At 60.9% G+C, this 26,329-nt stretch carries 17 protein-coding genes and 8 pseudogenes; 18 read left to right on the forward strand and 7 right to left on the reverse strand.

The features are described 5' to 3' along the window. Window positions 1-48 precede the first annotated feature (48 nt). The 6 genes and pseudogenes from G3N96_RS02855 (at window position 49) to G3N96_RS02880 (ending at window position 5,258) form a co-directional block, all read left to right on the forward strand. The gene (locus tag G3N96_RS02855) at window positions 49-1,302 is read left to right on the forward strand and encodes a DUF2957 domain-containing protein (protein ID WP_206136170.1); all 1,254 of its coding nucleotides are present in this window, start codon (window positions 49-51) and stop codon (window positions 1,300-1,302) included. A 73-nt stretch (window positions 1,303-1,375) separates the two neighbouring features. After that, the gene (locus tag G3N96_RS02860) at window positions 1,376-2,200 is read left to right on the forward strand and encodes an OmpW family outer membrane protein (RefSeq protein WP_071332061.1); all 825 of its coding nucleotides are present in this window, start codon (window positions 1,376-1,378) and stop codon (window positions 2,198-2,200) included. A gap of 121 nt (window positions 2,201-2,321) precedes the next feature. Then, window positions 2,322-2,825 (forward strand): activator protein, encoded by a 504-nt coding sequence (locus G3N96_RS02865; protein WP_174989822.1) that lies wholly within the window; start codon window positions 2,322-2,324, stop codon window positions 2,823-2,825. 387 nt (window positions 2,826-3,212) lie between these two features. Then, a complete protein-coding gene (locus tag G3N96_RS02870) occupies window positions 3,213-3,461 on the forward strand; it encodes a CsbD family protein (protein WP_174989823.1) in 249 nt (82 codons plus the stop codon). A gap of 53 nt (window positions 3,462-3,514) precedes the next feature. Continuing rightward, the gene (locus G3N96_RS02875; protein ID WP_174989824.1) at window positions 3,515-3,886 is read left to right on the forward strand and encodes a phage holin family protein; all 372 of its coding nucleotides are present in this window, start codon (window positions 3,515-3,517) and stop codon (window positions 3,884-3,886) included. A 424-nt stretch (window positions 3,887-4,310) separates the two neighbouring features. Continuing rightward, window positions 4,311-5,258: pseudogene (locus G3N96_RS02880) on the forward strand (IS481 family transposase). A gap of 530 nt (window positions 5,259-5,788) precedes the next feature. On the opposite strand, the gene G3N96_RS39060 reads toward G3N96_RS02880, so the two are convergent. Together G3N96_RS39060 and G3N96_RS02885 are read right to left on the reverse strand one after the other, a co-directional pair. Next, the gene (locus G3N96_RS39060) at window positions 5,789-6,016 is read right to left on the reverse strand and encodes a hypothetical protein (RefSeq protein WP_254603412.1); all 228 of its coding nucleotides are present in this window, start codon (window positions 6,014-6,016) and stop codon (window positions 5,789-5,791) included. Window positions 6,017-6,288: 272 nt separating this feature from the next. Continuing rightward, window positions 6,289-6,788, reverse strand: a pseudogene (locus tag G3N96_RS02885) (integrase core domain-containing protein); the annotation flags it as partial. An 897-nt stretch (window positions 6,789-7,685) separates the two neighbouring features. Here G3N96_RS02885 and G3N96_RS02890 point away from each other — a divergent pair. Both G3N96_RS02890 and G3N96_RS39820 read left to right on the forward strand, forming a co-directional pair. After that, window positions 7,686-13,886, forward strand: a pseudogene (locus G3N96_RS02890) (ESPR-type extended signal peptide-containing protein); the annotation flags it as partial. Window positions 13,887-13,892: 6 nt separating this feature from the next. Further along, a pseudogene (locus G3N96_RS39820) lies at window positions 13,893-14,066 on the forward strand (YadA-like family protein); the annotation flags it as partial. Window positions 14,067-14,094: 28 nt separating this feature from the next. Here G3N96_RS39820 and G3N96_RS02895 read toward each other — a convergent pair. Continuing rightward, on the reverse strand, window positions 14,095-14,319 hold the full coding sequence (locus G3N96_RS02895) for a hypothetical protein (RefSeq protein WP_206122939.1): 225 nt from the start codon (window positions 14,317-14,319) through the stop codon (window positions 14,095-14,097). A 51-nt stretch (window positions 14,320-14,370) separates the two neighbouring features. On the opposite strand from G3N96_RS02895, the pseudogene G3N96_RS02900 reads away from it, so the two are divergent. From G3N96_RS02900 to G3N96_RS02910, 3 genes and pseudogenes are all read left to right on the forward strand, one after another. Continuing rightward, window positions 14,371-14,520: pseudogene (locus G3N96_RS02900) on the forward strand (integrase); the annotation flags it as partial. Next, on the forward strand, window positions 14,496-14,828 hold the full coding sequence (locus G3N96_RS02905; protein WP_254603411.1) for a porin: 333 nt from the start codon (window positions 14,496-14,498) through the stop codon (window positions 14,826-14,828). The pseudogene G3N96_RS02900 and the gene G3N96_RS02905, both read left to right, overlap by 25 nt. After that, the gene (locus G3N96_RS02910) at window positions 14,821-14,970 is read left to right on the forward strand and encodes a hypothetical protein (protein ID WP_174989826.1); all 150 of its coding nucleotides are present in this window, start codon (window positions 14,821-14,823) and stop codon (window positions 14,968-14,970) included. The genes G3N96_RS02905 and G3N96_RS02910 overlap by 8 nt, the downstream gene beginning before the upstream one ends. A gap of 32 nt (window positions 14,971-15,002) precedes the next feature. Here G3N96_RS02910 and G3N96_RS02915 read toward each other — a convergent pair whose 3' ends face one another. Continuing rightward, window positions 15,003-15,920, reverse strand: a complete 918-nt coding sequence (locus tag G3N96_RS02915) for a LysR substrate-binding domain-containing protein (RefSeq protein ID WP_206136171.1) — start codon at window positions 15,918-15,920, stop codon at window positions 15,003-15,005. A 164-nt stretch (window positions 15,921-16,084) separates the two neighbouring features. Between G3N96_RS02915 and gtdA the strand changes: the two genes are divergently transcribed. From gtdA to G3N96_RS02945, 6 genes and pseudogenes are all read left to right on the forward strand, one after another. Then, a complete protein-coding gene (gene gtdA, locus G3N96_RS02920; protein ID WP_206136172.1) occupies window positions 16,085-17,128 on the forward strand; it encodes a gentisate 1,2-dioxygenase in 1,044 nt (347 codons plus the stop codon). 97 nt (window positions 17,129-17,225) lie between these two features. Next, the gene (locus G3N96_RS02925) at window positions 17,226-17,924 is read left to right on the forward strand and encodes a fumarylacetoacetate hydrolase family protein (RefSeq protein ID WP_206136173.1); all 699 of its coding nucleotides are present in this window, start codon (window positions 17,226-17,228) and stop codon (window positions 17,922-17,924) included. Window positions 17,925-17,949: 25 nt separating this feature from the next. Beyond that, complete coding sequence (gene maiA / locus G3N96_RS02930; protein WP_206136174.1) at window positions 17,950-18,591, forward strand: maleylacetoacetate isomerase; 642 nt, start codon at window positions 17,950-17,952, stop codon at window positions 18,589-18,591. Between the two features lie 19 nt (window positions 18,592-18,610). After that, complete coding sequence (locus G3N96_RS02935) at window positions 18,611-19,819, forward strand: 3-hydroxybenzoate 6-monooxygenase (protein ID WP_206136175.1); 1,209 nt, start codon at window positions 18,611-18,613, stop codon at window positions 19,817-19,819. Between the two features lie 16 nt (window positions 19,820-19,835). Next, window positions 19,836-20,114, forward strand: a pseudogene (locus tag G3N96_RS02940) (HU family DNA-binding protein). Continuing rightward, window positions 20,111-21,318, forward strand: a pseudogene (locus tag G3N96_RS02945) (PDDEXK nuclease domain-containing protein). The pseudogenes G3N96_RS02940 and G3N96_RS02945 overlap by 4 nt, the downstream one beginning before the upstream one ends. A 377-nt stretch (window positions 21,319-21,695) precedes the next feature. Here G3N96_RS02945 and G3N96_RS02955 read toward each other — a convergent pair. Both G3N96_RS02955 and G3N96_RS02960 read right to left on the reverse strand, forming a co-directional pair. After that, window positions 21,696-23,174, reverse strand: coding sequence for a sensor domain-containing diguanylate cyclase (locus G3N96_RS02955; protein WP_206136177.1), 1,479 nt, complete (start codon window positions 23,172-23,174; stop codon window positions 21,696-21,698). Between the two features lie 234 nt (window positions 23,175-23,408). Beyond that, window positions 23,409-23,873: pseudogene (locus G3N96_RS02960) on the reverse strand (integrase core domain-containing protein); the annotation flags it as partial. Between the two features lie 22 nt (window positions 23,874-23,895). On the opposite strand from G3N96_RS02960, the gene G3N96_RS39825 reads away from it, so the two are divergent. Next, on the forward strand, window positions 23,896-25,260 hold the full coding sequence (locus G3N96_RS39825; protein WP_346778870.1) for a porin: 1,365 nt from the start codon (window positions 23,896-23,898) through the stop codon (window positions 25,258-25,260). Window positions 25,261-25,358: 98 nt separating this feature from the next. Here the strand turns inward: G3N96_RS39825 and G3N96_RS02975 are convergent, their stop codons facing one another. Next, window positions 25,359-26,309, reverse strand: coding sequence for a LysR family transcriptional regulator (locus G3N96_RS02975; RefSeq protein ID WP_206136178.1), 951 nt, complete (start codon window positions 26,307-26,309; stop codon window positions 25,359-25,361). Window positions 26,310-26,329: the final 20 nt, after the last annotated feature.

A 26,329-nucleotide genomic window follows, 5' to 3' on the forward strand; every position in this document is an offset into this window, starting at 1 on the left:
GGCGGCGCATGCGTCGCCGCCGGCGAATCGAATTTCAAGAGGATTCCTATGAATTTGAAGCAATGGATGGCAGCGGCGTCGCTCGCCCCCGTGCTGGCCGCCTGCGGCGGCGACGGCGACCCGCCGCCCGCACCGGTAGTTCGGCTGTGCCCGCAGACGATCGACTACAACACGGTGTTCGTCGGCGGGTCGGGATCGGGCGAGCTCGTGAAGGTGCAGCTCGACACGACGAAAATGACGTACCGGATGACGTATCTCGCATCTCCGGTGCCGACCACCACGGGCACCGTGCAGCCGACCCGCGACACGACGCCGGCCAACGTGGTCGACGGCACGCTCGCCGACGAAACGGGGCTGCCGACGGTGAAGCTGAACCAGTGCACGTTCCGGATGCAGAACGCGAGCCTCGACCCGAACCGGCCCGCGCGGCTGTTCCTCGGCGAGGGCGTGCTGGGCGGCGCGATTCCCGGCGCGACGATTCAGTTCGACGGCGTGATCGGCGTCGGCAAGATCACGAAGACGACGTTCCCGTACTACCCGTTCATCAGTTTCTCGTCGCTGGAAACCGACCTGACGAAGATCGCCGGCAAGTACAACCAGCTCGGCTATCACCAGGTGCCGTCGCAGAGCTTCCAGCCGGTGGCGCTCGACCAGCAGGTGACGATCAACGCGGACGGCAGCTACGTCGAGACCGACAACTTCGGCAAGAAGAACGGCGGGCAGCCGCTTGCATCGAGCGCGACCGTGAACCAGCCGTTCACGCTGCGGCCCGATGCGCCGGCGTTCCAGTCGCTCAACTACCTGCCGCAGATTCCGCCGACGCTCGCGGCGGTCGATCCGGCGAAGGCCGGCAAGGGGATCCTGATCGTCGGCAAGCTGCGCAACCAGCTCGTGCCGATCTTCATCCGCACGGGTGCAGCCAACGCGGACCTCACGCAAGGCCCGCCGAGCGCGGACGACGAATCGGGCATCTCGTTCCTGAGCCCGCAGACGGCGATCGCGCAAGGCTCGCAGAACGGCGAGTACACGGGTGTCGACAGCGCGTTCAACTACCGCGCGACCGCGCTCGTCGGCGCGCAGGCCACGCTGCTCGATCCGTTCAATGCGTCGCAGGCCGCGCTCACGCGTGCGCTGAATCTCGACTACACGCAGAAGGTGCCCGGTGTCGTCACGACCGTGCATGCGGATGCGGCGTCGGGGCCGGCGACCGGCAAGTTCGTGTTCACCGGCGGCGTATTCGGGTTCCTCGACATGAACGATACGAGCAACCCGTACTTCACGGTCGGCGCATTCGTGCAGTGACGCACGCCTGGATGGAGACACGGTGGCGCCGCGCGCAGATGCGCGGCGCCCGGACAGAATGAGGGGAGACTTCATGAAGAAGCTGATTGTCGCGGGTGTCGTCGCAGGCGTGTCGACGCTCGCATCGGCCCAGCAGGCGGGCGACAACGTCGCGACGCTGGGCTGGCTGCACATCATGCCGCAGGATTCGACCAACGGGCTGACGACGAATCTTGCCGGCATGCCGATCAATGGGCCGTTGCGCCTGCCCGGGTCGTTCACGTCGCCGGGCACGAGCCTGACGGTCAACAACGCCGATACCGTCGGCCTCACGCTCACGCACTTCTTCACCGACCATATCGCGGTGACGTCGGTGCTCGGCGTGCCGCCCGAGTTCACGCTGACCGGGCACGGCTCGATCCGGCCGCCCGGCCCGGCCGGTGCGCTCGGCAGCGTCAACATGGACAACCCGGCGAACCAGCCGGCGGTGAAGAACGCGCGGCAGTGGAGCCCGACGATCATTCTGCAGTACTACTTCAACTCGTCGACCGCGCGGTTCCGGCCGTTCGTCGGGATCGGCGTGGCCTACAGCTGGTTCAGCAACATCGAACTGAACGGCAACTTCGCGAAGGACATCAACGAGAACCTCGGCAGCGTGCTCGCGGCCGGCGCAGGCAAGCCGGGGCCGACATCGGTGGAGGGAAAGGCGTCGTCGTCGTTCACGCCGGTCTACAACGTCGGCGCGAGCTATGCGATCGACAAGCACTGGGGGCTCACGGCAACGCTGACGTACATGCCGCTGAAGACCTACTCGTCGCTCGTGATCAAGGCGGCCGACGGCTCCACGCTGGCCACCACGCGCACGCGGCTGAAGGCCGATCCGCTGATCACGTTCGTCGGGATTTCCTACAAGTTCTGAGCCGACCGGTGCGCATGACGCGCGTCGGCGGCTTCCTGCGACTGGCTGGCCGGACCTTTTCGGCCGGGAGGTCGCGTTCCTGGCGGCGTGCCGCCATTTGTGAAGAGAGGGGGCAGTTCAAATGAGCATTCGCAAAATCGTATCGCTTGTTGCTGCAGTGGCTTTCACCGCGGTTTCGGCCGCGCCTGCTTTCGCAGTTACCGTTACGCGGGCCGACGGTCAGCCGATGAACCCGAACGGCGAGCCTTTTTCCGCGTCGGGCATCACAAGCCTCAGCAAAGGGTCAATCAACGCGTCCTGTACGTCCACCTTCAACGGAACGATCACGTCGACCGGCATCTTAACTATCACGTCGACGACATTCGCGGGCGGTGCGACATGCGGCCTAATTAGCGGCAGTGCAAGTAGTGGGTCGCCGTGGACCGGTCAAGCAGATAACACGACGCAACTTTCGATCAATAACGCTCAGGTGAATGTTACGTTGCTCGGCACCTGCGGTCCGAGCAAGGTGGTGACGGCATGGAACGATCCGAGCTCTTCGTTGACATTCAACAATGCTGTATTGACGCCGGACTGTACGGTCAGCGGGACTGTTGCCACGTCACCCAAGTTCCATGTTCAGTAACTGTTTGATTAGCCGATGAGGAACGGCGGTCGACGCGCGCGTGGCGGTTTTCCGCTATTTCGGAAGACCGTCCGCGTACCGACCCCTTCGTATGTTGGCGCGTTAGCCCTCGAGTGAGTCGGAGACTCGTCCGATACTCGGAAAGTACACGCAGAGGTTTCTGTTCGACAGTGAAGGCAACGTGCAGGCGGCTGCATTGTCGTGCCCCCCACAAATGCACTAAGGATCCCAGTGCATTTGAATATGATTCGCGATCCTATGCTGTCTCTATACTTTCTCATAGGAAATCGGATGATGTTGTCGATGTAGTAGAACTGTATCTAGGTGGGTTGAGAGCTCGATTTTGAGAGCTCGATTTGGGTAATACAATTGAACCGGAGGTCGAATATGTTTGAAAAAACGGACGGTATCGTACGCAATCTGGCTGGCAAGGGACAAGAAGCGGTCGGCGACGCGGTCGGCGATCCCGAGATGCAGCTTGAGGGAAAGTTGCGTCAAGTGGCCGGCAAGGCTCAGCAATCTTACGGCGAGGCGCTTGAACAGGTGCGCGACGTTACCGCCAATAATCCTGTCACGACACTGTTGACTATCGCGGCGGTGAGCTTTGTCATCGGTGCGCTTTGGTCAAAGCGTTGATCGGCCGTTGCCCATCGGCACGCGGTGTGTAGTGGCCTGCACCGGAGCACGCCATGATTTGGTTCTCAACAATGAGGAAGTGGCAGAACGTCGCGCGATTTTCGGTTTTGCGCTTGTCTGATTACGCGAGCCTTGCAGCAGTCGAGTTCGATCTGGCCAAACGGCGCTTCTTGCGAGACTTGATACTGTATGCAGTGCTCGGACTAAGCGCTATGTTCGGGCTTGCGTTCGTGTGCATCGCAGCGATCGTCAGTGCCGCGAAGACGCCGTACTTGATCGAAACGGCGTGGACCGTGGCGGGATTCTGGATATTTGCAGCCGTTGGCACGTTCATTGTCGTGCGCACACGCGAAGAGCTTGGCACATTTTCCGTTATCGGTGACGAGTTGCAGCGTGACATCCAAGCCATTAAGGAGCGCCTTTGATGAAGCGTAAGAATGGCGATGCCTCGCTGGAATCAAAGCGTCGGGCAATCCTTGCTCACATGGCCGCAACACGCGCCGAATTGTCAGCGTGTTGTCACTTAATCGAAGTGTTACAGCGGAAATCACGCTCTGGTCAGGGGATAGGGTTGCCGTCCATAGCCGGTCCAACAGGAACGGCCATCGGTGTGGCGCTTGCTGGCTGCGTAATTCTAGGTCCCCGACGGGTTGCGATGACCGCGTGTCGTGCCGCCCTAGTCGCCCTTATCGGGAGGGCCTCCCGAGAGATTGTGCGCTGAGTGGAGGATGCTGAGACCCGGTCAAAGCTCGTCGCGCGCGGCTACTGATATGTGTGATTCATAGACATCGTTTCAATTAAAATGAAGCGATGGACTGACAAATCGCCGCGCGATTACGTTGGGTACGCATGTATCACGAGACCGGCAATGCCGGCCTCGTGTGCGCGGGATGTGGCATATCTCGACCGACACTTCGCAGATGGCTACGCCGCAATCAGGAAGCTGGAAAAGCGGGGCTCCAGTCTCGCATCCGTCGTCCACGCCGCAGCTCCAACCAGTAGGTTTCCGCGGCTGATCGGGCGACGATCCTCCGATTGCGTGTCGAACGCAAAGGCGCACGGCGTATCCAGGATGATTTGCGACTGCACGAGCAACGAGAATTATCTGTCGCGACCATTCGCCAGATCTTGAGCGAGGCGGACGCAAAGCCGTTGATTCGATCCAAGCGACCGGCGCAGCCGAAACGCTATATCCGACCGGTGCCTGGAGACCGCGTCCAGATGGACACGATGAGAATCGCTCGAGGTGCGTACCAATAAACGGCGATCAACGACTGTTCGAGATTCCGGGTACTGGCGATATACCCACGCAGAAATGCCCGAAATACGCTGCTTTTTCTTGATCGCGTGATTTAGGAGATGCTGTTTCCGATCCAGCGTATCCAGACCGACCGAGGTGTTGAGTTTTTCGCCGAGTCGGTGCAGCGGTGCTTGATGAGCGAATGCATCAAATTCCGACCGATCCTGCCACGCTCGCCACACCTCAATGGCAAGGTCGAGCGTTCACAGCTCACCGACCGCAACGAATTCTGGTCGCATCATCCGCCGACCAAGGATGCGATCGACCAACGCATTGAGGAGTGGCAGTTCGATTACAACTGGCGGCGCCCGCACGGCTCACTTGGTGGTAAGACGCCCATCGACCGTATCGCGGAGTTGGGCGCAGTCACACCTCTCGCGGAGGAGGTGGGCGGTGCCTACGACGAATCGAAAGAGCGAATTCGACACCGCGAATGGCGCGTCGACAAGACTCTCTCCGAACATCACCGGCTCGTGCTGGAGTTCGCGTCTCCCTAACGGGGCCTCGAGCTCCGGCACGCAATGGAAACGGCGCACTAAAAAGTGAAACGATGTCCGTGAATCGCACACCTGATAGGTTCTTACGCTCACCGAGCGAAATACTCAGTGAGCCGCTCGGACGCTGACGTCGCTTCGTCAGCGCGCTTTTAGCATTGCGTCGGCAAGCTTGTAAGCGCTTGCCGCTCTCTTGGATTCATAATCTGCGATTGCTGTAATGTTGCGTCCGGCATCCCTTGAAAGCAATCCTTGAAGGGCTGTGGCTGCAAAGAAGTCTCGCAAATCCGCAATCCGGTTTTCTCGTTCCGGTAGCGTCGTTGTTCCGGACCTGTCCGAATTCGGTTTGCAAGGGACACGCGCCTCATTGGAAAGCACTTCGGTTGAGGTGTTGGCAAATAGTTCATCGAATGGTAGCCGCATATGTTTTACTCAGTGAGTATTTTGCGCTGGACAACGGAAAGGCGAGCGTGATAAATAGGGCACGTTTGTGGTGCGGCCATCATCTCGGCGGTTGGGCGCGCCTCGGCGCGTCAGCCGTTATTGCGAAGTTCCTCCGGCGTGCTAGCGGCTTTTGCCTTTTTCGCCGCGTGATGGTGACCGATTGCGCATCCGGCAGCGGCACCCACGACGCCATGATGACCGGCAACATGGCCTGCTACACCGCCCGCCGCTGCACCTTTTAGACACCCAGCGGCGCTAGCCGACGCCGCAGCAGCCAGCAGAGTGGCGCAAATCATTGCACTGGATAGGACCTTCACGTTGTACTCCGGTGGGGCAAGGATATAGTAATTTGCAATAGTCTGATCAATGCTTGAAAACGCAGCCCTATGCGGAAAGCGCATTGCGACGGGGCCTAGCATAGCGGCCAATCAAGCGTGCTGAAGCGTTCGAGTAAAGTACCGGCAAATATGGCTGCGTTGACGATGCATATTGCCTAGGTTGTGTGGTGCGTTCGTACTATGACCATTAGTTCTCCCTTCGCCTACTGGCAACTGATTGTGGAATCGACCCTGTAATGCCGGAAACCGCTTCACGCTAAAGTAGTTGAATCTATCGAGCGCCCGAACCCGCGAGGCGAGCGGTATTTCAGCGCGCTGTGGGGCTGCTTCTCCTTGTAATGCTCGAACGCGACGGCCAAGTTTTTTGCAGCAGTCGCCGCGTCCGACATCAACTAACAGGCGGCGTAATCACGTTTCATGGTCTTCGCGAAACTCTCGGCCATACCGTTACGGGCCGCACGCCAGCATGGTCAATGGCTTCAGGCCAATGTCCGTCGCAATCCGGCGCGTGTCGTCGACCGTATAGCCCGAAACGTTGCTGGTCAGCCACTCGATCTCGGACGATATTTGCAGTTTCTCGGCAAACCGATTTTGCCCTGCCGCTAGCATCACGTCGCGCACGATGTCACCCGTTGTGGCCCGCCGTCATAGCCGCCAAGCTCACGGTCTCTCGGTCGCAGCACTCCGACGCGAACGTCACGCGCGGCGGTTCGCCGTTGTCACATCGGAACTCGAAGCCGTCCCGCTGGTCGCCCGCGCGACGGCCATCCGCCGGGCGAAGGCGGCGACGAGTTCGCATGAAATGGCTCATCTGGTCGGACTGAACATAGACGCGGCTCAAGCTGTCGATACAGCCGCCCGGATTCCCTTTTCGATACGAACGCTACGGTGTTTAGCGCGCCTTCTGAACGTTGGCCTTTGGGCTTGAGCTGGTCGACAGCATACCACCCAATCGCAACGTTTTCGGGGCCTCATCACGTCGATCTTGTGTAATTTCGTGCGTGCGGAGATTCGGCGCAGATCCTTATGTCAGGTAATCTCGCATCGCCAGTTTACGTTTCGAAAGTACAACCGCTTGAGCTAGGTCGAAAAATCTACATTGATGACATCTGCATCCCTTGCTCAAAGACCGTGGAGGGCATCCAATCTATCGAATCGCGATTGGCTGAATGCAGTGGCGTAGACCTTATGCGGCCTGGTGATCGGAAGCCATTTTTTTTGCGATGTGCAAAGATAGATTAAACGTTTGCGGGGGTGTGATTTTCAATTGAATGATTTTTTATAAAAACAAAAAATGATGATTATTTTAAAAAAATACACAAATTGATATTACTGGCGGTGTGGTTATATTATAATCATTGTAAAATTTTAAGTTTTTAAACATTTGTAAGCCGATTTAATATTAATTGGCAATACCATGCCTGAGTGGCGTCATAACCTAAATATTGGCAAGGCCTTAATTGTTGCCAATGTAACTGTAAGGTATGGCGTCGCAATATTGTCGGCATCGGGGCTCATACATTGGAGATGTGTATTAAGTGTGATGTGAGCGTATCGCTTTGAATGAAGTCAATAATTAATAATCCAAATCAAATCGATTTAATTTGTCGATTTGAATGAGGGTGATTTTGCGCGGTTTGGGGTGGACATGAATAAAGTATTCAAAGTTATCTGGTGCAAAGCTAGTGGAAACTACGTTGTCGCATCCGAGCATGTGCGCGCTAAGCAGGGGAGGGCACATTCATCTCGGACCTCCAACATCATGGAGATGCTTGCAACGAGTCGGACGTTTGCAATCACGCTTGCAATAGGATCCTTATTTGGCGGAGGAATTAGTCCCGCGCCCGTTTTCGCTGGTGTAATAAACGGAGGTGGCAATACGACTGGCTCCAACTCGATTGGTGCTTCGGGTTCTACAACCGGAACGGTAGGCAACAGTTATATTGGCTCTTCGGGGCAAGGCGTCGCAATCACGGGCGACGATGACTGTTTGAGTCTGAGTCCTTCCAAAACTGCACTAACCACCTCAAACGTCGCATTCACGCTTGGAACGACGTCACAAACAACCGATCCTGGAGTTGCATGGACCGGGGTGCCAGCGTACAACATTACATGGAACGGGGTGCCGATCGGCTATTACAGCGGTGCATCGGGAATTTCTGGTGGCGGGGTGTCACCCGCGGGTTCCCAGGCAACGTTGGCATGGGGTTTCAATTCATTTGCCGGTGGCTGTGGTAATCGGGCATTTGGTATGGGATCGACCGCCATTGGTATGAATAATCTCTCTGGCCTGGCTGGTTCCACAGCTCTGGGTATAGCCAATACGGCGTCGGGCGCAGGCGCGATCGCGATTGGATTGTTTAACACAGCGTCTGGAACGGGTAGCACTGCGCTCGGAATTGGGGCGCAGGCGATCGGAAATGGTTCAGTTGCTCTGGGCTTTGGTGGAAATGGCGACGCCACGAATGCGACCATTGCGAGTGGAGCAAACGCAATCGCCATTGGAGGAGATACAACCAAAGGCGCGCAAGCAACCGGAGCAGATTCGATCGCACTGGGAAGCGAGGCTAACGCCGGAACGACGAGCGCAATTGCAATCGGTACTTCCGCGACGACTTCGCTGGCAAACAGCGTGGCGATCGGTTCCGGCAGCGTCGCAAACGCGACACACTCGACTACGAATTGGACAACGGCGAACGGTGTATTTCGAGGCGCAACCTTCACCGTTAATCAGGCACCGACTAATGGAGTAGTCGCTGTTGGAAGTAGGCAGATCCAAGGTGTGGCGGACGGTGAGATTTCTGCGACATCAACTGACGGTGTAAACGGGAGCCAACTTTATAAGCTTGCTCAAGCAGCGGCAGCAGCGTCGACGCATTACTACAGCGTGAACGACGGTGGTCCACAAAGAGGAAACTATGCCAATAACGGGGCAACGGGGATTGACTCCGTTGCTGCGGGCACCGGGGCGTCCGCAGCTTCGCAGAATGCCGTTGCCCTTGGCAACGGCGCTTCGGTTGCAGCCGGGGCAGACGAGGGGGTGGCCATTGGGAATACGGCAACTGTAAAAGGTACTGGGACCTATGGCATTGCAATAGGTAATGGAGCGATATCGAGTGGTTCAGAATCGATGGCTGTCGGCCTTTCCGCGACTTCCAGTGCGATGAGTTCGACAGCAGTCGGGTTCGGAGCAATCGCGAATGGTTTTAGCGGTGCGGCGTTTGGAGCCTTGTCGACCGCAAGCGCTGACTTCAGCACGGCATTTGGAAATTCTGCGACTTCGAGTGGATATACCAGCACGGCTCTTGGTGGTGCTTCGGTGGCGGCGGCGCAGTTCGACCTTGCTGCGGGGGCTTTCGCAGTCGCCAATGGCGGTGCGACCGGTAACGCAACTGCGGTTGGAGCGAATGCAACTGCAACTTCTGGGTATGCGTCTGCGGTGGGAGGGTACGCGACCGCATCAGCCACTGGGGCGACCGCATTGGGATCTTTTGCGACGGCTGCTGCAACAAATGCATCGGCAATTGGCATCAATGCAACTGCAGCAGCAGTCAATTCCGTTGCCGTAGGTAGTTCAACCATTGCGTCTGGTGCGTCTGGGGCGGTTGCGCTAGGTTCTTCGGCAACTGCAAGCTATGCGAACAGCGTCGCGATTGGTGCGGGCAGTACAACAGGTGCGTCAGCACCGACAGGGTCAGGTTACATCACAGATCAAGCTGCGCCGACCTCGGAAGTATCTGTGGGTGGCGGCACCGCAGTGACAAATCGTCGTATCACTAACGTAGCCGACGGCTCCGCTCCTACCGATGCAGTGACAGTTGAGCAACTCAGTACAAGCAACGTCAGTCTCTCGACTGGCATCGCTGTGCTGTCAACTTCCATGTTGACGGGCTTCTCATCGACTAACAGCGCAATTTCCTCGCTTTCGACCTCCACGTCGACCGGCCTCAGCACGGTTGCGACCACGACGAACAATCTTGGCAACAGCGTGGCGTCGGCACTCGGTGGGGGCGCTGCGTACAACCCGACGACCGGGACGGTTTCCGCGCCGGCGTACACGACTTACAACGCGGACGGCACGACGTCGACCGTCAACAGCGTTGGCTCGGCAATCGATAATATCAACAATCAGGGCATCAAATACTTCCACGCGAACTCTACCGGCGCCGACAGCACCGCGACTGGCATCGACGCTGTCGCCATCGGCCCTGGTTCAGTCGCCGTTACGAACAACTCCGTTGCGCTCGGCGCCAACTCGTTGACCGCCCCGGCTAACCCGACAAGCAGCGTAACCATTAACGGCGTTACGTTCAGCGGATTTGCTGGCGCCTCGCCGGTCGGCACCGTTAGTGTCGGTGACCACAACAAAGAACGGCAGATCACCAACGTCGCTGCCGGCCAGGTAACGTCGACCAGTACCGACGCGATCAACGGCAGCCAGCTGTATTCGGTCGTCCAACAGGTTGGTACTGCAACCAGCGCCATTTCGTCGCTGTCGACGTCGACTTCGACGGGTCTGTCGTCGGCTAACAGCTCGATCGGTTCGCTCTCGACCGGTCTCTCGTCGACCAATAGCTCGGTCACTTCGCTGTCGACTTCCACGTCGACCGGCCTGTCGTCGACAAACAGCTCGATTGGTTCGCTGTCCACGGGTCTCAGCTCGACGAATAGTTCGGTGACTTCGCTGTCGACCTCGACCTCGACGGGGCTGTCCTCGGCAAACAGCTCGATCACGTCGTTGTCGACCTCGACGTCGACGGGCCTCTCGTCGGCCAACAGCTCGATCGGTTCGCTCTCGACCGGCCTCTCGTCGACCAATAGCTCAGTCACCTCGCTGTCGACTTCGACCTCGACCGGCCTCTCGTCGGCTAACAGTTCGATCATGTCGCTGTCGACTTCGACGTCGACTGGTCTGTCGTCGGCAAACAGCTCGATCACGTCGTTGTCCACCTCGACGTCGACCGGTCTGTCGTCGGCCAACAGCTCGATCGGTTCGCTGTCCACGGGCCTCAGCTCGACGGATAGTTCGGTGACCTCGCTGTCGACCTCGACCTCGACAGGTCTCTCGTCGGCAAACAGCTCGATCGGTTCGCTGTCCACAGGCCTCAGCTCGACGAATAGCTCGGTGACGTCGCTGTCGACCTCGACCTCGACCGGCCTGTCCTCGGCAAACAGCTCGATCGGTTCGCTGTCCACTGGCCTCAGCTCGACGAATAGTTCGACTACTTCGCTTTCGACCTCCACGTCGACGGGTCTGTCGTCGGCCAATAGCTCGATCACCTCGCTGTCGACCTCGACCTCGACCGGCCTCTCGTCGGCCAACAGCTCGATCACCTCGCTGTCGACTTCCACGTCGACCGGCCTCTCGTCGACCAATAGCTCGGTCACCTCGCTGTCGACCTCGACGTCGACCGGTCTGTCGTCGGCTAACAGCTCGATCACGTCGCTCTCGACGTCGACCTCGACGGGCCTGTCGTCGGCCAATAGCTCGATCGGCTCGCTCTCGACCGGCCTCTCGTCGACCAATAGCTCGGTCACCTCGCTCTCGACTTCGACGTCGACCGGTCTGTCCTCGGCTAACAGCTCGATCACGTCGTTGTCGACCTCGACGTCGACGGGCCTCTCGTCGGCCAACAGTTCGATCGGTTCGCTCTCGACCGGCCTCTCGTCGACCAATAGCTCAGTCACCTCGCTGTCGACTTCGACCTCGACCGGCCTCTCGTCGGCTAACAGTTCGATCACGTCGCTGTCGACTTCGACGTCGACTGGTCTGTCGTCGGCAAACAGCTCGATCACGTCGTTGTCCACCTCGACGTCGACCGGTCTGTCGTCGGCCAACAGCTCGATCGGTTCGCTGTCCACGGGCCTCAGCTCGACGGATAGTTCGGTGACCTCGCTGTCGACCTCGACCTCGACCGGCCTCTCGTCGGCAAACAGCTCGATCACGTCGTTGTCCACCTCGACGTCGACCGGTCTCTCGTCGGCTAATAGCTCGATCGGTTCGCTGTCCACGGGTCTCAGCTCGACCAATAGCTCGGTCACCTCGCTGTCGACTTCGACCTCGACCGGCTTGTCGTCTGCTAACAGCTCGATCACCTCTTTGTCGACCTCGACCTCGACCGGCCTCTCGTCGGCGACTAGCTCCATCACGTCGCTGTCCACGTCGACCTCGACCGGCTTGTCCTCGGCGAACAGCTCCATCATCTCGCTGTCGACCTCGACCTCGACGGGCCTCTCGTCGGCCAACAGCTCGATCGGTTCGCTGTCCACCGGCCTCAGCTCGACGAATAGTTCGATGACCTCGCTGTCGACTTCGACCTCGACGGGCCTGTCGTCGGCGACCAGCTCGATCACCTCGCTGTCGACCTCGACCTCGACCGCGATCAACGCCGCGAAGACGCACTACTACAGCGTCAACGACAACGGCACGACGCAAGGCAACTACGACAACACGGGCGCAACGGGCACCAACGCCCTCGCGGCCGGCGTGAACGCCAGCGCGGCAGGCGCCAGCAGCGTCGCGGTCGGCGACGGCTCGAACGCGCAGACGGCGGGCGCGGTCGCCATCGGCCAGAACGCATCGGCAACGGGCGGCAAGGCCGTGTCGATCGGCTCCGGCAACACGGCAACCGGCGACGGCGCGGTCGCGATCGGCGATCCGAGCATCGCAACGGGTACCGGCGCGGTGGCGATGGGCGCGAACGACACGGCGACCGGCAACGGCGCAGTGGCGCTCGGCAACGCGAACACGGCCAACGGCGCGAGCGCACTTGCACTCGGCAGCTCGAACCAGGCCACCGCGGACAACACGATCGCGCTCGGCAACCAGGCCACGGCAAGCGCCACCGGCGCGCAAGCGTACGGCTCGGCAGCGCAGGCAACCGCCGCCGACGCACTCGCCTTCGGCACGAACGCACAGGCCAACGTCGCCAACTCGATCGCACTCGGCGCGAACTCGGTCACGAGCGCCGCGAACCCGACGTCGAGCGCCACGATCGGCGGCGTTACGTACCCGTTCGCAGGCGGCTCGCCGGTCGGCGTGGTGAGCGTCGGCGCACCGGGCCAGGAACGCCAGATCACGAACGTCGCCGCGGGCCGGATCTCGGCCAGCAGCACGGACGCGATCAACGGCAGCCAGCTCAACGCGACGAACAACGCGATCAACACGCTGTCGACGTCGACCGCGTCGAACGTCGCGTCGCTGTCGACGGGCATCAACTCGCTGTCGACCGGCCTGAGCGCGACGAACAGCAACGTGGCCTCGCTGTCCACGTCGACCTCGACCGCGATCAACTCGCTGTCGACGGGCCTGAGCGCGACGAACAGCAACGTCAACTCGCTGTCGACGTCGACCTCGACCGGCATCGGTTCGCTGTCCACCGGCCTGAGCACGACGAACAGCAACGTGGCCTCGCTGTCGACCGGCGTGACCAACATCAACAACCAGTTGAACCAGTTGTCGACGACAATCAACAACAGCCAGACGCATACCGCCAACACCATCGGCATTGCTGCTGACGTGAACGGAAAGGGTACCGACGTCCCGACCGTCACCGCGGGTTCAAATTCGGTATCGATCGGCGCGAATTCGACGGACGGAGGCCGTCAGAACGTCGTGTCGGTCGGCAGCGACCAGCAGCAGCGCCAGATCATCAACGTCGCGCCGGGTACGCAGCCCACTGACGCGGTGAACGTCCAACAGCTCAATTCGGGGATGAGCAATACGTTGAATCAAGCAAACAACTATACAAATAGTCAGGTCCAGAGTCTCCAAAACAGTCTTGACTCTGCTCGCAAAGATGCAGATGGTGGGACCGCGGCAGCAATGGCGGTGGCCGGTCTTCCTCAACCGACCAGTCCAGGAATGAATATGGTTGCATTAGCCGGCAGTGTGTATCGAGGTCAGTCCGGTCAGGCGCTTGGGCTCTCAAGGGTCTCAGAGAATGGACACTGGGTCTACAAAGGAGCAGTCACTACGAATACTCGCGGCTCGTACGGCGTGGTCGTTGGGGGAGGATATCAATGGTGACGACCATCCGGCATCGAATCGCGAGTACCTACGGCGGGCGAGAGTGCAGCGTATATGTTGCCAAATTGCATAAGGCATGTACCAGACGGCAAAGCAGGGTATCGCGGTTGTCGGCGCGGTGGCGTTGGTACTGCGGCTCGATCCCGGGGCCAACTTCGAGATGGATATCGGCACGTCGACTTTCGTCGGTCGGGAGGCGATGGCGATCAATATGCACGAACAGCATCACGGAGAACTCGAGAGCGTCGATCAACGGATGCTTCGGCGACGGTCAAGAGGTTGTTTGGCGCTGGCACGCTTAATGCGTCGCAAGGCCATTCTTCTCGCCGACAGGGCGATCATCGAGCGCGACCGCGCGCTGTCGTCGCTCACCACCGATGACGCGATCGCACACCGGGCATTCCTGCGTCGGCCCACGCCGCGCGAGTGGTGGATCGGGCCGTCGCGGCCGCGGCGCAGGGGCTGGATGCGGCGTCCACGTATTCGAAGGAAGAGGGAATCGACAACGGGCACCTCGGCACCCGCAATGTCGGCGCGGGCGGACGCTATACATTCGGCGACTTCGCGCTCGACGCGCTGTACGTGAATACGTGTACCACGCTGACGGGCGCGCACGTCGACACCTACGATATCGGCGGGCTGTACCGGTTCGCGCCGGATTTCTTCGCGTATTCGAACTACCTGTACGCGAAGGGCAACCGGCAACTGGAGCGGCAATCACTCGAACCAGGCCGGCATCACGCTCGATTACCTGTTGTCTAAGAAGACCGACATCTACATGAGCGCCGTGTATCAGCGGGCGAGCGTCGGCCAGGACATCATTGCGTCCGTGTGCGGCACGTTCACGGCATCGTCGGGCGCGCGGCAATCGGTGTTGCGAGCTGGTGTGCGCATGGTCTTTTGAAGGGGCCGCCGTACCGGTTTGAAATTGCTCTGTCACCGATTGAGTTGGCCGCACAGTCGTAGGCACTCGATCGTCGCGGCCACGGCCGCGCGATTCGCGTTGTCGGGGTGCCAGTACATCGACACCGCGCCCTGGCCCTCGAGCTGCATCGGCAGGATCCGGATCGCGTTCAGTTGCGCGAAGCGCTGCGCAGCGCGATGCGACGCCACGCCGAGCAGGTCGGTGTTGTTCAGCAGCGTGAGGTTGAGGATCGACGAGTTCGATTCGACACAGTGTGGCGGTCGTACGCGGCCGGCGGCCGACAGCGCGGCCTCCAGCGCGTTGTGCACGGGCGTGCCCGACGGCCACACGATCCACGAGTAGGCGAGCACGTCGTCCCAGCCGACCGACGTCGCACCGGCGAGCGCGTGGTCGGGCCGCGCGACGAACACGACCGGATCGACATACAGCGCTTCGGCGTGCAGCAGCGGATCGACGGATGTCGACCCCGAGCGGCCCACGACGATATCCAGTTCGCTGCGTGCGAGTTGCGGCATCAACTGGTTCATCGTGCTTTCGGTCATCCGGACCTGCGCGCGCGGCATCCGTTTCAGCAACTGCGACACCGCGAGCGGCACGGTATCGGCCGCCGCCACGCCGGACGTACCGATCGTTACGAGGCCGCTGCCGCCTTCCCGCAGCGCGGCCATGTCGTCGCGTGCGATGTCGAGCTGCGCTTCGACACGGCGCGCATGCTCGATCAGCGCTTCGCCGTACGGCGTCGGCCGCAGGCCGCGCGCATGCCGCTCGAACAGCGGCAGCCCGACGTCTTCTTCCAGTTCCTTCAGCCATTTCGACAGCGCGGGCTGCGTGGTGGCGAGCGCGACCGCCGACTGGCTCAGATTGCCGGTGCCGGCAAGACTCAACAGTACCTGCAGATGCCGCAGTCGCAGCCGGTGGGTCCAGTCCATCGCATGCCTCGTCGCGAGTAGGTATATCCAGAAATATATGAATTAGATGATTTGACCATTTTACCGGGTATGTCTGGGTCGAATATAAATCTCCTAACGGACTGCCGCATGGTCCTCGCCCCGACATAGCGCCGACGCCGATCGGCCGACTCCAAGGAGACATCATGACGACCCACCCGGACGCGTCGCGCGCCGCCTACTACGCACGGATCGCCGAACAACGCCTGGCGCCGCTGTGGGAATCGCTGCACAACCTCGTGCCGAAAACCCCGCAGCCGGCCGCGCAGGCCGCGATCTGGAAGTACGCGCAGGTTCGCGACCTCGTGATGCAGGCCGGCAGCGTGATCAGCGCGGAAGAAGCCGTGCGCCGGGTGCTGGTGCTGGAGAACCCGGGGCTGCCCGGCAAGTCGAGCATGACGCCGACCCTGTACGCGGGCCTGCAACTGATCCTGCCGGGCGAGATCGCGCCGAGCCACCGGCATACGCAGTCGGCGCTGCGCTTCATCGTCGAAGGGCGTGGCGCGTGGACGGCCGTGAACGGCGAGCGCACGACGATGCATCCGGGCGACTTCATCATCACGCCGTCGTGGGCATGGCATGACCACGGCAACCCGCCGGAAGAAGCGGGCGGCGAGCCGGTCGTGTGGCTCGACGGGCTCGACATCCCGCTGCTCGCGAATCTCGACGCAGGCTTCGCGGAGAACTACCCGGAAGCCGTGCAGCCCGTGAATCGTCCGGAAGGCGACAGCTTCGCGCGCTTCGGCCACAACATGGTGCCGGTGCGGCATCGCGCGAGCGATCCGACGTCGCCGGTGTTCAGCTACCCGTATGCCCGCACCCGCGAGGCGCTCGACGCGCTGTACCGGAACGGCGAGCTCGATGCGTGGGACGGCGTGAAGCTGCGCTACGTCAACCCGGCGACGGGCGGCTGGCCGATGCCGACGATCGCCACCTTCATGCAGTTCCTGCCGGCCGGTTTCGACGGCCGCACGTACCGCAGCACCGACGCGACGATCTACTGCGTCGTCGAAGGCCGCGGCACCGCGCACATCGGCGGCAACGCATTCGAATTCGAGCCGCACGACATCTTCGTCGCGCCGTCGTGGGCGCCGGTGCGGCTGTCGGCGTCGTCCGACAGCGTGCTGTTCAGCTATTCCGACCGGCCCGTGCTGTCCGCGCTGAACCTGCTGCGCGAAGCGCGCGACTGACGCCGGCCGGTTTCGACGATTCGTTTCCCGTTTCTCGTTTTCCGCGCGTCGCTGCGGCGGCGCGCCCCCTTCATTCGTATTGACGCTGGAGCCATTCATGACTTTCGTTTTCCCGCCCGAAGCGCCCGTGGCGCTCCCTGTCGCCGGCAGCGACGCACAGTTCGCGGTGCGCCGCGTGTATTGCGTCGGTCGCAACTACGCGGCCCATGCACGTGAAATGGGCTTCGATCCCGATCGCGAACCGCCGTTCTTCTTCTGCAAGCCGGCCGACTCGATCGTGCCGGTCGCGTATGGCGAAACGCTCGATCTCGCGTATCCGTCGCAGACGCAGAACTATCACTACGAAGCCGAACTGGTCGTGGTGATCGGCAAGGGCGGTTCGGACATCCCGCTCGAGCACGCGCTCGAACACGTGTGGGGCTACGCGGTCGGCCTCGACATGACGCGCCGCGACCTGCAGATGAAGATGCGCGAGATGGGCCGGCCGTGGGAAATCGGCAAGGCATTCGACCGCTCGGCGCCGATCGGGCCCGTGCATCCGGCGAGCGACGTCGGTCACTTCGAACAGGGCGGCCTGTGGCTGACCGTCAACGATGCGACGAAGCAGAAGAGCGACGTGTCGCACCTGATCTGGTCGGTCGCGGAAACGGTGGCCGACCTGTCGAAGTTCTTCCGCCTCGAACCGGGCGACGTGATCTTCACGGGCACGCCCGAAGGCGTCGGCGCGGTGGTCGCGGGCGACGTGATGAAGGTCGGCGTCGAACGGCTCGGCGAACTGACCGTGCGCGTGGTCTGACGTATCTTGATCAAAAGGCGACATCGTGCAACTGCATAGTTTCTTCAACAGTTCGACGTCCTACCGGGTGCGCATCGCACTCGCGCTGAAAGGGCTGTCGTACGACACGCTGCCGGTGAACATCCGCACCGGCGAGCATCGCGAGGCGGCGTACGTAGCAAACGTGAACCCGTCGGCCGCGGTGCCGGCGTTGGTCGATGGGGATTTCCGTCTCGGGCAGTCGCTCGCGATCCTCGATTACCTCGACCAGATCCAGCCGACGCCTCGACTGATTCCGCTCGAACTGCGCCATCGTGCCCGCGTGCTGGAGCTCGCGACGCTGATCGCATGCGACATCCATCCGGTCAACAACCTGCGCGTGCTGCGCTATCTCGACACCGAGTTGAAGGTCACACCGCAGCAGAAGACCGCGTGGTACCGGCACTGGGTCGCGGAAGGGATGGCCGGCGTCGAACGGCTGCTCGCGCGTGCGGACGAGGGCCCGTGGTGCTTCGGCGACACGCCGACGCTCGCCGACGTGTGCCTCGTGCCGCAGGTCGCGAACGCGTTGCGGATGGATTGCGACCTGAGCGCGTATCCGCGCAGCCTCGCGGTGTTTGAACACGCGCGGCACGAGCCGGCATTCGAGGCCGCGCAACCGCAGCGACAACCGGATTACGTCGCGTAACACGAAGCAGGAGACAGACATGGGCGAGACAAAAGACAACGGCCGGCGCGTGCTGGTAATCGGCGGCGGCATCGGCGGGCTCGCGACGGCGCTCGCGCTCGCGCGCCAGGGCATCCGCGTGAAGCTGCTCGAACAGGCCGATGAGATCGGCGAGATCGGCGCGGGGATCCAGCTCGCGGCGAACGCATTCAACGCGCTTGGCGCGCTGGGTGTCGGCGAGGCCGCGCGCGGCCGGGCGGTGTTCACCGACTGGCTGCAACTGATGGACGCGGTCGATGCGCGCGAGGTGGCGCGAGTCGATACGGGCGCCGCGTACCGCGAGCGCTTCGGCAATCCGTACGCGGTGATTCATCGCGCGGACATTCACCTGTCGATCTACGAAGCGGTCAAGGATCATCCGCTGATCGAATTCCGGACGAGCACGCAGGTGTGCGGCTTCGAGCAGGACGACAACGGCGTGACCGTGACCGACCAGCACGGCGAACGTTATCGAGCCGATGCAGTGATCGGCTGCGACGGCGTGAAATCCGCGATCCGTCAAGCATTGATCGGCGACGCACACCGCGTGACGGGCCACGTCGTGTATCGCGCGGTGGTCGACGTCGACAACATGCCGCAGGACCTGCAGATCAATGCGCCGGTCGTGTGGGCCGGCCCGCATTGCCATCTCGTCCACTATCCGCTGCGCGGCGGGCGGCAGTACAACCTCGTCGTCACGTTCCACAGCCGCGAGCAGGAAACCTGGGGCGTGCGCGAGGGCAGCAAGGAAGAAGTGCTGTCGTACTTCGACGGCGTCCATCCGCTGCCGAAGCAGATGCTCGACCGGCCGACGTCGTGGAAGCGCTGGGCGACCGCCGATCGCGATCCGGTCGAACGCTGGAGCGAAGGCCGCGCGACGGTGCTCGGCGACGCCGCGCATCCGATGACGCAATACATCGCGCAGGGTGCGTGCCAGGCGCTCGAGGACGCGGTGACGCTCGGCGCGGCCGTGGCCCGCACCGATGGCGACTTCGAGGCCGCGTTCGCGCTGTACGAACGTGTGCGGATTCCGCGCACCGCGCGCGTGCTGTATTCGGCGCGCGAGATGGGGCGGATCTATCACGCGAAGGGCGTCGAGCGGCAGGTGCGCAACGGGCTCTGGGTCGGCCGCACGCAGGCGCAGTTCTATGACGCGCTCGACTGGCTGCACGGCTGGCGCGCGGAGGATTGCCTGAAGACGGTCGCATGACGGAACCGAGGGTTACTTGACCAAGCAGGAACTCATCGATGCGATCGCAGCGGACACGGGTGTCAGCAAAACCGACGCAAGCAAAACCGTCCAGGCAATCTTGGGCGCGATCACGGACGCAGTGAGTCGCGGCGAATCGGTACAGCTCATTGGTTTCGGCGTGTTTTCGCAGGTGCAGTGAGCTGCCCGTACGGGACGTAATCCGATGACGGGCGCGGAGATTGCCATCCCGGCCGCGAAAACCGTGAAGTTCACTGCCGGCAAGGCGTTCAAGGACGCGGTGAACGCGCTGTGACACAGTGCGATGTCGGGCAGGCCGCTTATGCCGGCCTGCACCGTGAAATTGCTGATGTAGTCGCGTCGGCGCGCGAAGCGACAGCTCGCACGGTCAACGCCCTGATGACGGCGACATATTGGGAGATCGGGCGACGAATCGTTGAGTTCGAGCAGGGCGGGGAGGGGCGTGCCGCTTATGGCGAGGCGGTGATCCGCCGTTTGGGAACCGATCTGTCAGAGCGATTTGGTCGCGGCTTTGGACGGCGCAATCTCGCACAGATGCGCGTCTTTTATCTGACGTGGCTTGCGGACCGGATTGTGCAGACAGTGTCTGCACAATCCACGCCCGCCCGGAACGTCCCGACAGCGTCTGCAAAATCAACCAAGGCAGCGGCGAAGGTGCCGACTGGCGTGGCGTTTGAGCTAAGTTCAATCGCTCAGGCTTTTCCGTTGCCCCGGTCCGCCTACGTTCGCCTCCTCGCGGTGAAAGCGAAAGCTGCTCGCAACTTTTAGGAAACCGAAGCGCTGCGTGAGGGCCGGCCTGTGCGACAGCTTGACCGTCAGATCAGCAGTCAGCTCTATGAGCGGCTGGCGCTGTCACGCAACAAGGCGTCCTTGCTCGGAAAGGCGGCTGAAGCGCAACCCGGCGATCTTCTATCGCCTGAGGAGGCGATCTGCGATCCGTTTGTCCTCGAATTTCATGAAATGAAGGACGAATATTCGGAGTCGGATATCGAAGCGGCCTTGATTCAGCATTTGGCTGACTTCCTACTCGAGCTCGGTGATGACTTTGCGTTCATAGGTCGCCAGCGGCGTCTACGGATCGATGACACTTGATTTCGAGTCGACCTTGTGTTTTTTCACCGGCGCTTGCGACGCCTGCTCATTATCGATCTGAAGGTTGGCCGCTTCAGCGATGCGGACGCGGGGCAGATGTATCTCTACCGCAACTACGCGCATGAACATTGGATGAAGCAGGGCGAGAACCATCGGTCGGTTTGATTCTATGTGCTGAAAAAGGTGAGGCCGAGGCGCATTATGCATTCGACAACCTACCGAACAAGATACTCGCAGCGGAGTATCAGACGGTTCTCCCGGATGAGGCCACTTTCGCGCGAGAATTGGAGCGTACCAGAATCGAACTGGAAACTGGAGCGCCGTGGCCGCAAGGCGTGACTTCCCGTCCGAGGGATCCGAGATGCGGGCATGCGTGGAGTCTGTGAATCACACACATCAGTCAACGCATTATGCGTTCGCTTCGAAGCAACCAGTGGTTTTCTTCGTGAAGTCGGCAACCGACCTCTGCTATGCAGGCGCCACTTCGATGTGGCAGCAGGTGCGCCATCCGCACCTGGTGGCATTCGATCCAGGGTCGCGGACATGGCGTTGTTGTATGCGGAGATGATTTGCAACCTCGACCCAGCGTGACCCTCTTGATAGCAATGAACAGTGCGAAGAAAAAAGCCCGCATAACGCGGGCAGGCAAACACACATTGTGCACACCGGGGAGTGTGACGACTTCAGCGTAATTCCACCATGATCAAGCGGGTAGGTTGGCTAACCCGAAATGAGATGATGCGCGGCTCGATCGGAGGCCATATCATCCGGCGTGTTTGATACTGGCAATTTTATTGCGACCCGTCGCCTTGGCGTAGTACAGCGCCTCGTCCGCCGACTTAATAATCGCGCCGGGATCCGCGTCTTGCTCAGGTGTCCAGCTTGCCAGTCCGATACTGGCGGTGACGCGGCCATATTCGCTGCCAGCGTGCTCAAGTTCCAGTTCATTGATCGCGACGCGAATTCGCTCGGCGATCTGCGCGGCGCCGTTTTCCGGTGTATCGGGTAGCAGCACAACGAACTCCTCGCCACCGTAGCGGGCCGCGACATCCGTCGGCCGGCGGATTGCGTCGCCAATACACCGCGCGACTGCCGCGAGCGCATCGTCACCCGCCTGGTGCCCATACGTGTCGTTGTAGGCCTTGAAGCGATCTACATCGACAAAGAGCAACGAAAAGACGGATCGGGTCCGCCGTGCCCGGCGCCACTCCCTGTCGAGGAATTCCCCGAAGCTACGGCGGTTGCTCAAACCCGTGAGGCCGTCTGTCCGAGCCAGCAAGATCAGCTCGGATTCCGCTCGCTTCCGGCGCCGGAGCTGCGTACTGAGCAATACAGAAAGTGCAATGAAAGCTACGCCAAATACCGCAACCAGTGCACCGATGGTCGTTGCACGGCGGCGCCAGGCCGAATAAATGTCCTGTTCGGCCTCGGCGACCAAGAGAATCAGCGGCCGGTTGGGCAGCGTCTTGAAATAGTACAAGCGGCGAACGCCGTCGATTGACGCTTTCTCGATAAAGGAGCCCTCGGGCGCGCTTCTGAACCGACGGAAAGTCGCGGCGTGGTTGATGTCCCGCCCGACGGTTTTCGTGTCGTACGGTTGGCGCATGACCATGATGCCGTCGGTGCCGATCAGGGAGATCGAGCCGTGCGGCCCTAATGCTATTCCGGCGAACAGCTTGTGGAAATACTCGAGATTGATCGCAATCAATGCGATACCGGCGAACGAGCCGTCTGGGTTCGAGATGCGACGGGTCAGCGCAATGCTGGGCGTGCCGCCGCGCAGGCGTGATTCGAATGGATCGCTTACGTAGAGTCCGACGTCGTCTCGATCACGCTGGACGGTGAAGTATTTGCGATCAGCGAAATTGCCTTGTCGAGGCACGTCGTTCTGCGAGTCAAGCACGATGTTGCCGTGTGCATCGAGCACCAGCATGGAGCCCAGATATTGGGCCGTCATCGCGTGATCGAACAGCACGCCCCGGCGCAGGGCGGGGGAAGCTGCCATGACGTCCGGACGTCGAAGACCTTGTATAACGGCTTCGAGCGAAAGGTTGTAGAGCTCGAAGTTGCGGGCGATGTCGCGTTCAGCGACGAGAGCAAGATTATGTGAAGTCTCGCGCGCCCGATCGAGCGCATCGTTCCGACTCTGGGATAACTGCAATATGCAAAGGCCCATTAGCGCGCACGCGATTATCACCCCGATGGCGACGACATAATGAGGCGCTGACGAGCGCGGTTGCATCCGTTTCCTCGTTGGAGGGCGCAATCGCGCCGTCATTGTTGATTTGCTTTCCGAATACTAAAAAGAATAACGTGCATTACGCAAGCGAGGCAGACCCTGAGCCAGACGAATGCGGATTGATCTGGGTCAACTGCTGCGACGATCAAGAAAGTCAACATTTACCGCCTAGCGGCCACCCGGCCGGCACGTAAGGGGAAGCCAGTTAGTGAGGCTAGCCCAATTTCCGTCCCAGTCTTAGTTGGAAAATTCCGGCTCTTCGGGGTGGGCCGAATCGGCCCGATCGATGCACTGGCGGGCGAATTCCGCCGGTGTCATCCACTGCAGCGCAGAGTGAGGGCGCGCCTCGTTATAGTACTCGCGCCAGACCTCGATTTTGCGTCTGGCATCCTCCAGCGACAAGAACCAATGCGCGTTGAGGCATTCCTCCCGGAAGCGTCCGTTGAAGGATTCGTTCTTCGCATTGTCGGTCGGCTTGCCAGGACGAGAGAAGTCAATCTCCAAGCCATTCTCGTACGCCCATTTGTCGAGCGCCTTCGAAATGAATTTGCTGCCATTGTCTGCCTTAATATAGCGGGGAAGCGGACGATGTTGCGCAAGTCGGGTCAGCGCAGCGACAACGTGCTCGCCACGCAACGAGCCGTCGACTTCAATCGCCAGGCATTCTCGCGTGTAGTTGTCCACGATCGTAAGCGTGCGCACGGGCGCATTCAACTCGAATGCCGTGTCGGACACCAGCCCGACCATCGCCGGCTTGCAGGGCAAGGCGATGCTGGCACTGGGCGGCGCCGCCGGTAATTTCCAGGCCGGCCGTCAGTATTCGGCGAGCTTGAAATACACGGTCGGCAATCTCCTGATCAGCGCGGGAGTCTATTCCGGCAACAGTGGCGGTACCGTGTCGACGCCGATCCCGAAAACGGCCGAATTCTGGGGGCGCGCGATCGGCGCAACCTACAATTTCGACGTCCTGAAGGCGAAGGCGCAGTTCGTCAACTACAAGGTCGCGCAATCGTACGATTCCAACGTCTACAGTGCGGGGCTCGACAGCTATGTCACGCCGCAACTGAATCTCAACGGCGGCATCTATTTCACCGGTGACCGGAACCACATGGCGAATCATTCCATCATGGGCGCTGCCGGAGCCACCTACAACCTGTCGAAATGCACGGCGCTCTATGCGCAAGTCGCTGTCGTGAACAACCACGGCAAGATGAATACCGGCATTACGGCAGACGGCGCGCTGTCCGGCGTTCAGGGGACGACCGTTGTTGCCGATATCGGTATCCGCATTTCTTCTGATCGGCGGGTGTCGGCAGGGTGGATATGTCGGGGTGCACGATCGCGCGCGTTCGAGGCGGTAATCGCCCTGGGGCACGCGACATGCGCTTGGTATACTTCGACATCTTCCCGCCTTCGATGTCATTCCCGCATGCCCAGCTCCGATACTTCGACCAAGCGCCAGCCCGCCGCCAAACGTACCAGAGGACGCCCGTCGGGCACCGCGCACGTGGGATTCGATTCGCTGCTGCGATGTGCGCGGCAGCGGTTCGCCAAGCAGGGTTACGCTGCGACGAGCGTGCGGGAAATCGCGGCACTGGCCGGCGTCGATCCTGCCTTGATGGCACATCATTTCGGATCGAAAGAGGGGTTGTGGACTGCGGTCGTCGATCAATTGGCCGCGCAGCTGGCGCCGTTGATCGAGATGACGAAACAGCTGCGCAACAGCCGGATGTCGCCGATCGAACGGATCAGGCAGGCATTGACACTGTTCGTCGACAACGTGTTCGCCAACCCGGATATCGGCATGTTCTTCTCGACCTCCACGACGGAGCACGGCGAGCGCTTGAACGTACTCGTGGAACGGTTGCTCCGCCCCTATCGTGACGCGCTCGTTCCACTTCTCGAAGATGCCATCGAAGCAGGAAAGATGAAGTCTCGCGATCCCGAGCTGATGCACGCGATGATCGTGAATTCGATCAGCACTACGATCTCCTACGGCCACGTGTTCGCGAAGTTTTCAACGCTGCCCGAGCACCCTGAAAAATTCAAGCAAGGCGTCCTGGAGATCGCCATGGGGCTGCTGCGATAGTACGGCAGCTCTGACAGCCGTGTCGCAAGGTCACGGTGGCGTGTGACGCACGGACGTCACGGGACGGCGGCGTCATGACGCTGCGCGGGCAGCGGCCGTCACGCGACCTCCGCGGTTGCCTGGTATTTCGCCGGTGCGGGGCAGTGCGGTGCGCTGGCCGATTCGTCGAACGTCGCCAGCAGATGGTCGATGAAGGTTCGCACCTTGGCGGGCAAGTGGCGACGGCTGGGGTAGACGATGTCGAACATGGGCGCGGGCGCCCAGTGATCCGGCAGGACTCGCTTCAGCGTGCCTTTCTCGAGTTCCCGCTGAACCAGTGCCGGCTGGATCAACGCGATTCCTGCGCCCGACAGGACCATCTGCATGAGGAAATCGATATTGTTGGCCACGACGGTCGGATTGCGCGTGATCGTCACGGGGCCGTCGGCAGTGTCCAGTTGAAGCTTGGATTTGCCGCGATGGGGGCCCGAAATCGCGAGGTAGGCATGTTCGGCCAACTCATTCGGGTGCGTCGGCTCGCAGCGCCGCTGAAGATAGTCGGGTGATGCACACGCGATGAGCGGCGCGCTGAAGACTGCTCGTGCGACGAGGCTCGTGCACGACAACGTCGACAGGTCGAGGATGCCGGCATCGTATCCGTCCGCGACCAGGTCGACAGGGCGATCGACGAGCACCGGAACGATAACCACCTCCGGATACGAATCGCAATAGGCACGCAGGCAAGACAACAGGTGCCGCAGCGAAAGGCCGACGGAGATAGCTACACGCAGGGTTCCGGACGGCGTTTGCGTGGTCACCGATACCGCGTGTTCGACTTCGTCGAGCTTCGTCAAGATTTCGCTGACACGCGTGTAGTACGTCTTACCGAAATCCGTGAGCGACACACTCCGCGTTTTGCGAACGAGCAGGCGCCTTTCCAGTTGTTCCTCGAGCCAATTGACGCGACGGCTGATCATCAATTGAGAGACGCCGAGGCGGGTGGCCGCACGGATAAAGCTTCCGTCATTCACGACCTGTACGAACGACCGCATCGATTGAAGTTTGTCCATTTCGGGTTCGGAATTCAGGC

This window comes from Burkholderia sp. Se-20373, assembly GCF_017104705.1.
Lineage (GTDB): Bacteria > Pseudomonadota > Gammaproteobacteria > Burkholderiales > Burkholderiaceae > Burkholderia.